The sequence below is a fragment of the Streptomyces djakartensis genome (assembly GCF_014651075.1).
GTDB classification, from domain to species: Bacteria; Actinomycetota; Actinomycetes; order Streptomycetales; family Streptomycetaceae; genus Streptomyces; species Streptomyces djakartensis.
On sequence record NZ_BMWE01000008.1, the window covers coordinates 274,118 to 287,033 of the forward strand.

At 70.7% G+C, this 12,916-nt stretch carries 12 protein-coding genes and 1 tRNA gene; 5 read left to right on the top strand and 8 right to left on the bottom strand.

The window, feature by feature from the left end:
* Window positions 1-9 precede the first annotated feature (9 nt).
* Window positions 10-780, bottom strand: coding sequence for an ABC transporter ATP-binding protein (locus IE212_RS16370; protein ID WP_190198567.1), 771 nt, complete (start codon window positions 778-780; stop codon window positions 10-12).
* Between the two features lie 411 nt (window positions 781-1,191).
* On the opposite strand from IE212_RS16370, the gene IE212_RS16375 reads away from it, so the two are divergent.
* The 3 genes from IE212_RS16375 to IE212_RS16385 all read left to right on the top strand — a co-directional run bounded on the left by IE212_RS16375 (window position 1,192) and on the right by IE212_RS16385 (window position 3,676).
* A tRNA-Leu gene (locus IE212_RS16375) sits at window positions 1,192-1,275 on the top strand.
* Window positions 1,276-1,450: 175 nt separating this feature from the next.
* The gene (locus IE212_RS16380; protein ID WP_190198568.1) at window positions 1,451-2,632 is read left to right on the top strand and encodes a 4-hydroxybenzoate 3-monooxygenase; all 1,182 of its coding nucleotides are present in this window, start codon (window positions 1,451-1,453) and stop codon (window positions 2,630-2,632) included.
* Window positions 2,633-2,782: 150 nt separating this feature from the next.
* Window positions 2,783-3,676 (top strand): Bax inhibitor-1/YccA family protein, encoded by an 894-nt coding sequence (locus IE212_RS16385; protein ID WP_190198569.1) that lies wholly within the window; start codon window positions 2,783-2,785, stop codon window positions 3,674-3,676.
* Between the two features lie 76 nt (window positions 3,677-3,752).
* On the opposite strand, the gene IE212_RS16390 is transcribed toward IE212_RS16385, so the two are convergent.
* Entirely contained in the window at window positions 3,753-3,983 is a 231-nt protein-coding gene (locus IE212_RS16390; protein ID WP_030242638.1) for a DUF4287 domain-containing protein, read from the bottom strand.
* 101 nt (window positions 3,984-4,084) lie between these two features.
* Here IE212_RS16390 and IE212_RS16395 point away from each other — a divergent pair, with 101 nt between their 5' ends.
* Window positions 4,085-4,390 (top strand): hypothetical protein, encoded by a 306-nt coding sequence (locus IE212_RS16395; protein WP_190198570.1) that lies wholly within the window; start codon window positions 4,085-4,087, stop codon window positions 4,388-4,390.
* Between the two features lie 93 nt (window positions 4,391-4,483).
* On the opposite strand, the gene IE212_RS16400 is transcribed toward IE212_RS16395, so the two are convergent.
* The 3 genes from IE212_RS16400 to IE212_RS16410 form a co-directional block, all read right to left on the bottom strand.
* On the bottom strand, window positions 4,484-5,266 hold the full coding sequence (locus tag IE212_RS16400) for a hypothetical protein (protein WP_190198571.1): 783 nt from the start codon (window positions 5,264-5,266) through the stop codon (window positions 4,484-4,486).
* 272 nt (window positions 5,267-5,538) lie between these two features.
* On the bottom strand, window positions 5,539-6,756 hold the full coding sequence (locus tag IE212_RS16405; RefSeq protein ID WP_190198572.1) for an acetyl-CoA C-acetyltransferase: 1,218 nt from the start codon (window positions 6,754-6,756) through the stop codon (window positions 5,539-5,541).
* A 145-nt stretch (window positions 6,757-6,901) separates the two neighbouring features.
* The gene (locus IE212_RS16410; RefSeq protein WP_190198573.1) at window positions 6,902-7,927 is read right to left on the bottom strand and encodes an SGNH/GDSL hydrolase family protein; all 1,026 of its coding nucleotides are present in this window, start codon (window positions 7,925-7,927) and stop codon (window positions 6,902-6,904) included.
* A 156-nt stretch (window positions 7,928-8,083) separates the two neighbouring features.
* On the opposite strand from IE212_RS16410, the gene IE212_RS16415 reads away from it, so the two are divergent.
* Entirely contained in the window at window positions 8,084-9,472 is a 1,389-nt protein-coding gene (locus IE212_RS16415; RefSeq protein WP_190198574.1) for a cystathionine beta-synthase, read from the top strand.
* A gap of 321 nt (window positions 9,473-9,793) precedes the next feature.
* Here IE212_RS16415 and IE212_RS16420 read toward each other — a convergent pair whose 3' ends face one another.
* The 3 genes from IE212_RS16420 to IE212_RS16430 form a co-directional block, all read right to left on the bottom strand.
* Window positions 9,794-10,225, bottom strand: coding sequence for a hypothetical protein (locus IE212_RS16420; protein WP_190198575.1), 432 nt, complete (start codon window positions 10,223-10,225; stop codon window positions 9,794-9,796).
* A 418-nt stretch (window positions 10,226-10,643) separates the two neighbouring features.
* On the bottom strand, window positions 10,644-12,173 hold the full coding sequence (locus IE212_RS16425) for a flotillin family protein (protein ID WP_190198576.1): 1,530 nt from the start codon (window positions 12,171-12,173) through the stop codon (window positions 10,644-10,646).
* A 112-nt stretch (window positions 12,174-12,285) separates the two neighbouring features.
* Window positions 12,286-12,801, bottom strand: a complete 516-nt coding sequence (locus IE212_RS16430) for an NfeD C-terminal domain-containing protein (RefSeq protein WP_190198577.1) — start codon at window positions 12,799-12,801, stop codon at window positions 12,286-12,288.
* Window positions 12,802-12,916: the final 115 nt, after the last annotated feature.

The window sequence follows — 12,916 nt, forward strand, 5'->3', positions numbered from 1 at the left end:
GATGGGGGATCAGCTGGTGCGGCCCTTGGCGTCGAACGCCTTCATGCGGTCCAGGACCGTCTCGGCCGTCGGCCGGTGCATCTCGTCGACGATCCGGCCGTCCGCGAGGAAGACGACCCGGTCCGCGTAGGCCGCGGCGACCGGGTCGTGAGTCACCATCACCACCGTCTGGCCCAGTTCCCGCACGGAGTTGCGCAGGAAGCCCAGGACCTCGGCGCCGGAGCGCGAGTCGAGGTTCCCGGTGGGCTCGTCACCGAAGATGATCTCCGGCCTGGAGGCCAGCGCCCGCGCCACGGCGACGCGTTGCTGCTGGCCGCCGGAGAGCTGCGCGGGCCGGTGGCCGAGCCGGTCCGCCAGGCCGACCATGCCGATGACGGAGTCCAGCCACTGCTTGTCCGGCTTGCGGCCCGCGATGTCCATCGGGAGGGTGATGTTCTCCAGGGCCGTCAGGGTCGGCAGCAGGTTGAACGCCTGGAAGATGAAGCCGATCTTGTCCCGGCGGAGCTTGGTCAGCTGCTTGTCCTTCAGGGAGCCCAGTTCGGTCTCGCCGATGCGCACCGACCCCGAGGAGAAGGTGTCCAGACCGGCGACGCAGTGCATCAGGGTCGACTTGCCGGAGCCGGAGGGGCCCATGATCGCGGTGAACTCGGCCTGCCGGAAGTCGACGGAGACCCGGTCCAGGGCGACCACCTGGGTCTCACCCTGTCCGTAGATCTTCGACAGATCCGTGGCGCGAGCGGCCACGGTGGTGGCCCGGTCGGCGAGGGATGCGGTGGTCACGGGATGGCACTCCTGTCGGAACGGCGGTGGAAGGACGTCTCCCATCGTCCGGGTCCTCTGCCCGCCTGTAGTCAGCCGCTGTTCCGGTTCCGGAGGTGGACTTCGGGCTGACCGCGGGGTGCGGTGTCATACCTGGGGATGACGAACACCCCTGAGGGGGACCGGTGTCGAGAACCTGGGGGGGCCAGTGTCGAGAACAGGTGGAGTGCCCTTGTTCAGACGGTGAAATTCCGTCATTCCGCATACGCGGCCGGGGTCCGCACGCAAGGCTATTGGCAAGTGCGGATGGCGCATTCCGTGGGCTGATGCACCCTCAGGCGCCAATAAAATAAGACAACATCGGTCCGCCCTCCCGCTGTTCGGGTGAACCGTCCCGATAGTCTCGGAACCTCGATGCGGAGCCCATGGCCTGCCCGGATGGTGGAATGCAGACACGGCGAGCTTAAACCTCGCTGCCCCTTCGCGGGCGTGCCGGTTCAAGTCCGGCTCCGGGCACCTTCCGACCGCTGCATGGTTCATTGAAGACTTCACGACATGCCCGTTGACAGCGGGCCCACGCCGTCGGAAACTCACATCCGAACGCAGTGAAATATTTTTCACTGTGCGAACAACGCACGGCTTCGGACAGGGTTCGGACAGGGTTCCGCGAACCAGAGAGAGAAGGTGCCCGATGCGCACCACCGTCGGCATCATCGGAGCGGGCCCCGCCGGCCTCCTCCTCGCCCGGCTGCTCCATGTCGCCGGCATCGACTCGGTCGTCCTGGAGAGCCGCGACCGCGCCTACGTCGAGCGGCGGCAGCGGGCCGGGATCCTGGAGCAGGGCACGGCGGACGTACTGCGCGCGGCCGGCGCAGGCGAGCGCATGGACCGCGAGGGGATGCGTCACGACGGCATCGAACTCCGCTTCGACCGCAGGCGCCACCGCGTCGACTTCCCCGCCCTGACCGGCGGCCGGTCCGTGATGGTCTACGCCCAGACCGAGGTCTGCAAGGACCTCATCGCCCTCCAGCTCAGGGACGGCGGCCCGCTGCTGTTCGAGGCGGAGGCGCTGGCCGTGGAGGACGCGGACACGGACACCCCGCGCGTCCGCTTCCGGCACGAGGACCGCGAGGACGTCCTGGAGTGCGATTACGTCGTCGGCTGCGACGGCTTCTGGGGCGTGGCCCGCAAGGCCGTCCCGGCCGGACTCACCCAGGTGTTCGAGCGGACGTATCCCTTCGGCTGGCTCGGCATCCTCGCCGACGTGCCGCCCTCGCACGACGAACTTGTCTACGCCCGCCACGACCGCGGCTTCGCCCTGCTCTCCATGCGGTCGCCGTCCGTCTCCCGCCTCTACCTCCAGGTGCCCGACGGCACGGACGCCGCGGAGTGGAGCGACGAGGACATCTGGGACGAGCTGGAGCGCCGCTTCGAGACCGCCGACGACTGGCGTCTGGAACGCGGTCCGATCACCCAGAAGTCCGTCACGCCCATGCGCTCCTACGTCCACGAGCCCATGCGCCACGGCCGCCTCTTCCTCGCCGGCGACGCGGCGCACATCGTCCCGCCGACCGGGGCGAAGGGGCTGAATCTCGCCGTCGGCGACGTCGTGACGTTCGCCCGGGCGCTGACGCACCAGAAGGAGACCGGATCACCCGAGCTGCTCGACGCCTATTCGGACACCTGCCTGCGCCGGGTCTGGCAGGCCGAGCGGTTCTCCTACGACATGACCACCCTCCTGCACACGGCCCCCGGCGCGACCGGCTTCGAGAACCGGCTCCAGCTCGCCCGGCTGGAGCGGATCGCCTCCTCGCGGGCCGCCGGGACCGACCTGGCCGAGGGGTACACGGGCCTCCCGTTCGGCGGGCGATGAATGAGCCCCTCCGGTGAGGGGAACACCAGAGCCGCGTAGCGTGTTGCGCAGCACGACGAGGGAAAGATCCTCCCCAAGCACTAGGGTCAATCCTTTGCCTACCTATTACTCTTGAGCCAAGGCCACGCCTGGTGGCCATGGAGGAGTGAAATGAGGAGCAGAAACCCGGTCTTCTCGCGACGGGGGTTCAGCCGCGACAACGGCTACGCGGGCTTCAACACCGCGCCGCAGGCCGGGGGTCCCGCTGTCGCCACACAGGCCAACCCGTACGCGCAGCCGACGGGCAACCCGTACGCCCAGAACCCGTACGCCCAGCAGGACCTGCAGTACGGCGCACCGCCGCAGGCCCCGGCCACCACCGGCCGGATGACCATCGACGACGTCGTCCTGCGCACGGCGAGCACGCTCGGTGTGCTCATCGTCACCGCGGCGCTCTCCTGGGCCCTGCTGCCGGTCGACGACGCCAACATCAGCCGTAGCTACGGCATCGGTATCGGCGCCGCGCTGGTCGGCATGGTCCTGGCGTTCGTGCAGTCCTTCAAGCGCAAGGCCTCGCCCGCGCTGATCCTGGCGTACGCCGCGTTCGAGGGTGTCTTCCTCGGCGTCGTGTCCAACATCGTCGACAACCGCATCGCCGACGGCGCCGCCATGCAGGCCGTGATCGGCACCATGGCGGTCTTCGCCGGTGTGCTGGTCGCCTACAAGGCCGGCTGGATCCGCGTCAACCGGCGCTTCTACGGCTTCGTGATGGCGGCCGCGCTCGGCTTCGTCCTGCTGATGATGGTGAACCTGCTGTTCGCGGTGTTCGGCGGCGGTGACGGCCTCGGCTTCCGCAGCGGTGCCCTGGGTGTCGTCTTCGGCGTCATCGGCATCATCCTCGGCGCCTGCTTCCTCGCCCTGGACTTCAAGCAGGTCGAGGACGGTGTCGCCTACGGTGCTCCGCGCGAGGAGGCGTGGCTCGCGGCCTTCGGCCTGACGCTGACGCTGGTGTGGATCTACCTGGAGTTCCTGAGGCTCCTTTCGATCCTCAACAGCAGCGACTAGTCCTCGACGGTCGTAGCGCGAAGGGCCCCGGCTCCGGCCGGGGCCCTTCGTCGTCTGCCGGGCGGCGGCGCGTCGCCTACAGCAGTTTGCGCGCGGCCCTCCTCAGGTCGTACTCATGGATGATCGCCTTGGCGTGGCCGTACGCGAGGTTGTGTTCGTGCCGGAGCCAGCTGACCTTTTCCTCGAAGCGGAAGAGTGCCGGGCCTTCGTCGACGGTGCGCAGCCAGTCGGAGATCTCACGACCGGTGCAATGGGGGATGCGGGCGAGCAGGTTGCGATGGGTCTCTTCGGAGAAGACTTGGGACATCGGCGCCTCCGGACGCTGGGATGTAAGCCGGTCCTTCAGGTCACCGTGCCTGAGTGTTCGCCCGTTGGCAACAGTCGCGGTGCGACGCGTACGCTCACGGCGTGGTTGATACGACGCCTCTGACCCGTGCGGTGGATCACTTCGCCGATCGTTTGAGGGCCGCGCCCCAGAGCCGGTTGCAGCGTGGCGCTGCCGCTGAGGCTCTTAGGCTGGCCAGGGAGTTGGCCCGGAGGGCGCAGGTGCTGGAGGGGCTGGAGCCCAGGGAGATGCCGGATGCGGGGATGTTTGCAGCGGCAGATCAGGTCACTGTGGCCGCGCATGATCTGGCGGTGGTGATCCCCAGTGACGCCGACGTCGACGAAGCGGTGCGGTTGGTCGAGGAGGCGCAGAAGCGGGCGGGGGTCTAGCGCCGTCGGCGGGTGCGGGTTGCCTTGGGTTGCTCGCGCCCACGCGGCGGAGCCGCACATCGATACAGCCCCGCGCGCCTTCGGGGCGCTTGCCTAGAGGGACGCGATGACCCGGTCGGCGAGGATGTACACGTTCTCCTGTCCGCACTCGAACGTCAGGGTGTAGGCACCCGAGACGCCGGAGCCGCCCAGGAGGGTCGGGGTCTGGCCCGCGCGCAGGGCGGCGGACAGGCGCTCCGCCGTCTCGCGGTGGCCCGGGGTCATGCACAGGGTCGTGCCGTCGGCGAAGACATAGACGTCCAGGGTGCCCAGGGGGCCGGGGCGGACGTCCGTGAGCTCGACGCGGGAGGCGGCCAGTTCGTCCAGGGTGGCGACCGTGCGCTCGTGGTCGTTCCCGGCCGGCGAGGAGTTCGGCACGAAGTCCGGGTGGGAGGGGTGACGGCGGCGGGCCGCGGCCAGCTCCGGGGACTCGCCGGCCGGCTCGTCGCTGTCCGAGCCGGGCTCGGAGACCGGCTCCAGACCCGCGAAATCGGCCTGCCGGTGCAGGAACAGGTCGCTGTCGGGCAGGCCCAGGAGGGACGGCGCGTCGGAGGCGTCGCGGGTCTCCTGGGCGGCCCAGAACGCCCGGGCCTCGGCGAGCTCCCGCTCCCGTTCCTCGGCGAGCGCCGCCGCCACGGCGGCCCGTATCTCGTCGGCGTCAGCGGCCGTACGGGCCGCGGGCAGCAGTGCGCGGGCGGTGGCGGCGCGGTTCTCGGCCAGCACGGTGTGCAGGGCCGCGACCTGTCGGCGCAGCTGCAGGACGGTGCGCAGGACGGCCACGCCCACGGCGCCCGTGGCGGCCGTGGTGACCAGCAACGCGATCGGCAAGGCGCTCACTGACGTACTCCCGGTTCAAAGTCGACCCCGACTTCCTACATCAGCTTGAAGGGCGGACTGACCAGCTGTCAGTGCGTAACGTCACGAAACGGACAGAGCTTCGGTCCTGCGGGCGGGGGTGTGACTGCCGTGACCTGGGATTCTCCCCGGGTAGAGGGAGATAGGTCACATCCTGGCTGAGATTGGATCACGAAAAGGCCCAGAACCCTGGCGTTTCCCGGGCTCTGGGCCACGACCTCACGGTCCGTGCTATGGCGGCTACCCGGCGGCGCTCAGCTGAGGCGCTCGATGACCATGGCCATGCCCTGGCCGCCGCCGACGCACATCGTCTCCAGGCCGAACTGCTTGTCGTGGAACTGCAGCGAGTTGATGAGCGTGGTGGTGATGCGGGCGCCGGTCATGCCGAAGGGGTGGCCGACGGCGATGGCGCCGCCGTTGACGTTCAGCTTCTCCAGCGGGATGCCCAGGTCGCGGTAGGAGGGGATCACCTGGGCGGCGAACGCCTCGTTGATCTCGACCAGGTCGATGTCGCCGATGGTCAGTCCGGCCCGCTTCAGGGCCTGCTTGCTGGCCTCCACCGGGCCGAGGCCCATGATCTCGGGGGAGAGGCCGGAGACGCCGGTCGACACGATCCGGGCGAGCGGGGTGAGGCCGAGCTCACGGGCCTTGGTGTCGGACATGATGACGAGCGCGGCGGCTCCGTCGTTCAGCGGGCAGCAGTTGCCGGCCGTGACCAGGCCGTCGGGACGGAAGACCGGCTTGAGGCCCTGGACGGCCTCCAGCGTGACGCCGGCGCGCGGGCCGTCGTCCTTGGCGACGACCGTGCCGTCGGGGAGGGTCACCGGGGTGATCTCGCGCTCCCAGAAGCCGTTCTTGATGGCCTCTTCGGCGAGGTTCTGCGAGCGGACGCCGAACTCGTCCATGTCCTGGCGGGTGACGCCCTTGGCGCGGGCCAGGTTCTCGGCGGTCTGGCCCATCGCGATGTACGGGTCGGGCAGCAGGCCGTCCTCGCGCGGGTCGTGCCAGGTGGACCCCTCGGACTGGGCGGTCTCGACGGTGCGGGCCTCGGCCTCGGCGAAGAGCGGGTTGTGTGTTTCGGGGGTGTCGGAGCTGCCGAACGCGTACCGGGAGACCGTCTCCACGCCCGCCGAGATGAAGACGTCGCCCTCGCCGGCCTTGATGGCGTGCAGGGCCATGCGGGAGGTCTGCAGCGAGGACGAGCAGTACCGGGTGACGGTGCAGCCGGGCAGGTGGTCCATGCCCATCTGCACGGCGACGATGCGGCCGAGGTTGTGGCCCTGCTCGCCGCCGGGCAGACCGCAGCCGAGCATCAGGTCGTCGATGTCCCTCGGGTCCAGCTCGGGGACCTTGGCCAGGGCGGCCTGGACGATCGTGGCGGCGAGGTCGTCCGGGCGTACGTCCTTGAGGGAGCCCTTGACGGCGCGGCCGATGGGGGAGCGGGCGGCTGAGACGATCACGGCTTCGGGCATCACGGCTCCATTGACGTACCGGGTGGTCTGGCTGGGCTGTCTGGGAAGTTACCCGTCCGTATGCGCTGGGTCACGGGTGTGGCGGTGTGACCCTGGCCGCAGTTTTCTAAGCGCTTGCTTTTCTCCTGCTCCTGCTTCCCGCTCCTCAGCTCGAGGGTGTGACGGGGGCCGGTTCCTGCTCGTGTACCCGCCGGCGCCTCCGGCGTTTCAGCAGGGCCCACGGGCCCCTCGGCCCGCTCGGCAGCGCCGCGGTGACCTCCGTACCCGCCTCCGAGGCGGCCTCCGCCGCCGCCCGGGCCACCGGCAGGAAGCCCTCGCGGCGGGCCGCGTCGGGGCGCTCCTCCTCGGCCGGCCACAGGCCCAGCGCCGCGCAGACGGTCGGCAGCACCGCCATCGCCGCCGTCGCGTAGCCCTCGGCGGACGGGTGGTAGTTGTCCGGGCCGAACAGCTCGCGCGGGTTCGCGGCGAACTCGGGGCCCAGCAGGTCCCCCAGCGACACGGTGCGGCCGCCCTGCTCGACGACTCCGATCGTCTGGGCGGCCGCCAGCTGGCGGGAGGCCCGTCGGGCCAGCCAGCGCAAGGGCTGCTGGACCGGCTCGATCGTGCCCAGGTCGGGGCAGGTGCCGACCACGACCTCGGCACCCGCCGTGCGCAGCCGCCGCACCGCCGACGCCAGGCAGCGGACCGAACGGGTCGGGGGGATGCGGTGGGTGACGTCGTTCGCGCCGATCATGATCACGCAGATGTCGGGCACGGGGCCGGGGGCGGACAGCACCAGGGCCACCTGGCGGTCCAGGTCGTCCGAGCGGGCTCCCGGGGTCGCCACCGTGCGCAGCTCGACCGGGCGTTCCGCCAGCGCCGCGACGCCCGACGCCAGCAGCGCCCCGGGGGTCTGCGAGGCCCGGTGCACGCCCTGCCCGGCGGCGGTGGAGTCACCCAGCATCGTCAGCCGCAGCGGCGCGTCGGCGGGTCCGGCGTACGTACGGCCGTACAGCCCGTCCCCCTTCGGCACATGGGGCGCCGTGCCGTTGCCCACCCGGCGCCGGGCCAGTTGGACCTCCGCCAGCACCAGCCCCGCGGCGGCCGCCCCGGCCAGGCCGATACCACCGCCGCCGTACGCCGCGCCCGCCGCGATCCGCCGGGCCACCCGCGCCCTCGACATGCTCGTCATGCGTCGCCGCCACCTCCTCGAACCCGTACACCCAGTGCTTGCCCCGTACAGGCCGTCGCCCAATCGCAACAGCGGGTGAACGACCGTCACGGACCACCGGCAGGCCCTAGGCTGGCGGCACCACTAAGACCACTTCTGCGGCATCCGGAGACAACGGTGCAGTTCCACGACTCGATGATCAGCCTCGTCGGCAACACCCCGCTGGTGAGGCTCAACAGCGTGACCCAGGGCATCAGGGCGACCGTCCTGGCCAAGGTGGAGTACTTCAACCCCGGCGGCTCCGTCAAGGACCGCATCGCCCTGCGCATGATCGAGGCGGCGGAGGAGAGCGGCGCGCTCAAGCCCGGCGGCACGATCGTCGAGCCGACCAGCGGCAACACCGGCGTCGGGCTCGCCATCGTCGCTCAGCGGAAGGGGTACAAGTGCATCTTCGTGTGCCCCGACAAGGTGAGCACCGACAAGATCAACGTGCTGCGCGCCTACGGCGCCGAGGTCGTCGTCTGCCCGACCGCCGTGGACCCCGAGCACCCGGACTCCTACTACAACGTCTCCGACCGCCTGGTCCGTGAGACGCCGGGAGCCTGGAAGCCCGACCAGTACTCCAACCCCAACAACCCGCTCTCCCACTACCACTCCACGGGCCCCGAGCTGTGGGAGCAGACGGAGGGGAAGATCACCCACTTCGTGGCGGGCGTGGGGACCGGCGGCACCATCTCCGGGACCGGCCGCTACCTGAAGGAGGTCAGCGACGGCAAGGTGAAGGTCGTCGGCGCCGACCCCGAGGGCTCCGTCTACTCCGGCGGCTCCGGCCGTCCGTACCTCGTCGAGGGCGTCGGTGAGGACTTCTGGCCGACCGCCTACGACCGCACCGTCGCGGACGAGATCGTCGCCGTGTCCGACAAGGACTCCTTCCAGATGACCCGCCGCCTCGCCAAGGAGGAGGGCCTCCTGGTCGGCGGCTCCTGCGGCATGGCGGTCGTGGCCGCGCTGGAGGTCGCCGAGCGGCTCGGCCCGGACGACGTCGTGGTGGTGCTGCTGCCGGACAGCGGACGCGGCTACCTCAGCAAGATCTTCAACGACGAGTGGATGGCCGACTACGGCTTCCTGGAGGACACCGGCCCCAGTGCCCGCGTCGGCGACGTCCTCAACGACAAGGAGGGCGACCGCATGCCCTCCCTCGTCCACATGCACCCGGAGGAGACGGTCGGTCAGGCCATCGAGGTGCTGCGCGAGTACGGCGTCTCGCAGATGCCGGTCGTCAAGCCGGGCGCCGGGCACCCCGACGTGATGGCCGCCGAGGTCGTCGGCTCGGTGGTGGAACGGGAGCTGCTGGACGCGCTGTTCAGCAAGAGCGCCTCGCTGGAGGACCCGCTGGAGAAGCACATGTCCGCGCCGCTGCCCCAGGTGGGCTCCGGCGAACCGGTCGCGGACCTGATGGCCGTCCTCGGCAAGGCCGACGCGGCGATCGTCCTCGTCGAGGGCAAGCCGACCGGTGTGGTCAGCAGGCAGGACCTGCTGTCTTTCCTGGCCAAGTCCGGGAAGTGACGGTGGACGTCCGGTGAGCCGCCCCTGAACCGGGTGGACTTGCGGCGTCCGCGAGCTTCGCGGACTTCTCGGAAGCGGTACGCGCGTGTCACGTTCGCGCAGCACCCCCTTAACAACGGTCCTGCACATTAGGGGGTGTCGGCAGGGCGGGAGCGGCTCCCCGCCCCGGCCGGCGTCGCAGGCGCCAAGGACACCCGGAGCGGCTCCCGGACCTCCACGGACGCCACGGACGCGTAAGCCCGGCCCTGACCGGGCCCGCGTCCCTCGCGGGGACCGCCGTCGTCCCGCCCCCCGTTCACGGGGGTGCGGCGGTCCCCGCGCTCAGTCCTCCCAGTCGCTGTCCTCGCAGGACTTGCGGCGGCCGAACAGGCCGGGGTTGGCGCGGGCGGCCTGGGCGACGTTCACACCGACGATGCCGACCCAGGCGACGATCAGCCCCGGGGTGCCCCCGAGACCCCCGCCGATCGCGGACAGCGGCACCGCGAGAACGAGGGAGACGATCCCGAACCCGAAGCGCTCGCCCCAGGAGTCCGTGGCCTTCGGTGCCCGGGAGTCCCGGGCGGTCTGCATCTGCTGCTCGGCGAGCTGACGGCGCACCCGGCGCTCCACCGTGCCGTCGATCCGCTGGTCGACCTTCTCCAGGAACGAGTCGACCAGCGCCGACTCGTACTCCTCGCCCAGCTCCCTGCGCGTCTGCAGGGTGGCGTCGAGTTCCTTCTTCAGGTCGGTGTCCCGCGCGTCCAATCCGGTCATGCGCCCACGGTAGAAAGCGGTGACGCGGGCCGCACTGGGGCTAGCCCCCCTGTCGGGACTGAGGGCCGCCGCCGAAGCCCGGGTTCACCGCTCGGATGCCCAGGACTCGCTCGGCGCCGCGCATCGTCTCAGCGCGCCTCTCGAGGTAGACGGCACAGAGCCGGTCGCGGTTGTCCGACTCAAGCACTATCCGCCCCAACTCCCCGTCCACCCGAGGTGGGAACAACACCGCCCTGTGGAGGGATCACTCCGCGTTGCGCGCGCGGCAGGGTGGGTGCGTCCCGTACGCATCGACCCAAGGACGAAGAAGGAACGGCGCGGGTGTCCGGCTCACCGGATCCCATACGGGCCCCGTCCTGTGATGGCTCAGGAGCCCGACGGCTCGATGCCGCAGGCTCCTGAACCGGTCCTCCTGGGCTCAGCCGATCTGGATCTTCCCGTTCGCCTCAGCGGCCGGCCCGGTCGTGGGCTGCGCTTCGCCACGGCCCTGTGTGAGGCCCTTCAGCAGCTCGGCGAGGTCGACTCCCGTGGTGGAGCTGAGGAGTTCGACGCCCTGTGCCACGTTGTCGGCGACCGTGCGCGAGAGCCGGCTCGCGCCGTCGGTTGAGATGACGGTCATCTTGTCCACGGCGCTCAGCGGCTCGGAGGCCTTGGCGACCACCTGCGGCAGCACCTCCACCAGCATCTGCAGTACGGCGGCGTCGCCATAGCGCTCGAAGGCGTCGGCCTTCTTCTGCATCGCCTCGGCCTCGGCCGCGCCCTTGGCGCCGATCGCCGCCGCCTCGGCCTCGCCCTCCAGCCGGACCGCTTCCGCGATGGCCGCGCGCCGGGCCTTCTCGGCCTCGCCCTGCTTGAGCCCTTCGATGGCCTGGGCGTCGGCCAGCGCACTGCGGCGCTGCTTCTCGCCCTCACCGGTCAGCCGGGCCCGCTCGGCCTCCGCCTGCGCCGCGGCGATCCCGGCCAGGCGCTCCGCCTCGGCCTGCTTGACCCTGGCCACCCGCTTCGCCTCGGCCTCCTGTTCGGCGGCGTAGCGCTGGGCGTCGGCGGGCTTGCGGACCTGGGTGTCGAGCTGCCGGTCGGTCAGGGCGGCCTGCCGTTCGGCGACCTTCTCCTGCTGAGTGAGGATCTCCTGCTGCCGGGCCGCCTCGGCGAGCGGGCCGGCGGCGGCCGCGCGGGCGGCGGCCTCGTCGGTCTCGGCCTTGATCTCGGCCTGCTTGAGGGAGAAGGTCCGCTGGGCGATCGCGATCTCCTCTTCGGCCTTCAGCCGGGCCTGCTCGGCAGCGCGCCGGGCCACGGCCTCGGCGATGTCGGCCTCCTGCTTGGCGCGTGCGGCCTCGGGCCGGCCGAGGTCCTCCAGGTAGGAGCCCTCGGTGGTGATGTCCTGGATCTGGAAGGCGTCCAGCACCAGGCCCTGCCCGGACAGGCTGGCCTCGGCCTCCTCGGCGACCTGCCCGGCGAAGGCGGCCCGGTCGCGGATGATGTCCTCCACCGACATCCGGCCGACGATCGCGCGCAGCGCGCCGGAGAGCACCTCCTGGGTGAAGCCGACGATGCCGTCCTGCTGCATCAGGAACCGCTGGGCGGCGGCCCGGATGGCGTCCTCGCTGCCGCCGACCTTGACGATGGCGACGCCCTCCAGGTTGGCCTTCACCCCGCGCAGCGTGACCGCGCCGCGCACGGCGACGGGAATGTGCCGGGAGGACAGGTCGAGGGTGAACTTCTGCTGCACGAACGGCACGACGAAGACCCCGCCGCCGACGACGACCTTCTGACCGCTGTTGTCCGTGAAGACCCGGCCGGTCTCCGGATCGGTGGACTTCTTGCCGCGCCGCCCGGTGACGATGAACGCCTCACTCGGACCGGCGACCTTGTACCGGCTGACGACGACCAGCGCGATCAGCACGAGGAGTACGACGACTCCGCCCACCGCGATGACGACAGAACTCATGGTGTTGTCCCCTCAGCCCTCCCGTGAGGACGGCGTTCGGTAAGAGTGTGTGTGGGTGAACGGCGCGACGCACGGCCGGTCGCAGCCGGAAGGGGTGAACGGCGTTACCGGGTCAGGGTTCGACCGGACGGACGACCACGGCGGATTGCGACAGTGTCCGCTCGATCCAGACCTCGGCTCCCCGCGCCACGGGGACCGGACTCTTCGCCGAGAGCTTCACCGGCTGACCGGCCCGGTGCACCAGAACCTCGCCGTAGCCACCGGCGGGGATCGCGGTCACCACCGGGCCGGACGCGCCGATCAGGTCGTCGTCACGCGGAGCGGCACCGGAGGACCCGTCCATCAGCGCCCGGCTCAGGCGGTAGGCGAACCAGCCGGTGAGGACACCGGCCGGCACCCCGATCAGCGTGGCCCCGACCGCGCCCAGCCCGGTGGTCTCCAGGACGATCGCCCCGGAGAAGCCGAGCATGGACACGAACCCGGCGATCACGGGCAGCGACAGCAGCCCGTCGACGATGCCGTCCAGCACGGAGACCCCGTCGAGCAGCCCCTCGATCACGCCGTCGAGGACGAACGAGAGGGCAAGGAGGACGACCCCCGCAATGCCGAGCCCGAGAAACCAGGCCACCCGCGCACACCGCCTCTCCATGCCCTTCCCGTTGTCCTACGGATCGTCACACGCGGACGTCGACGGGAGCATTGCCTGGTTCCGGCAATCTTTACGCGGTTTTGATGCCGAGCCT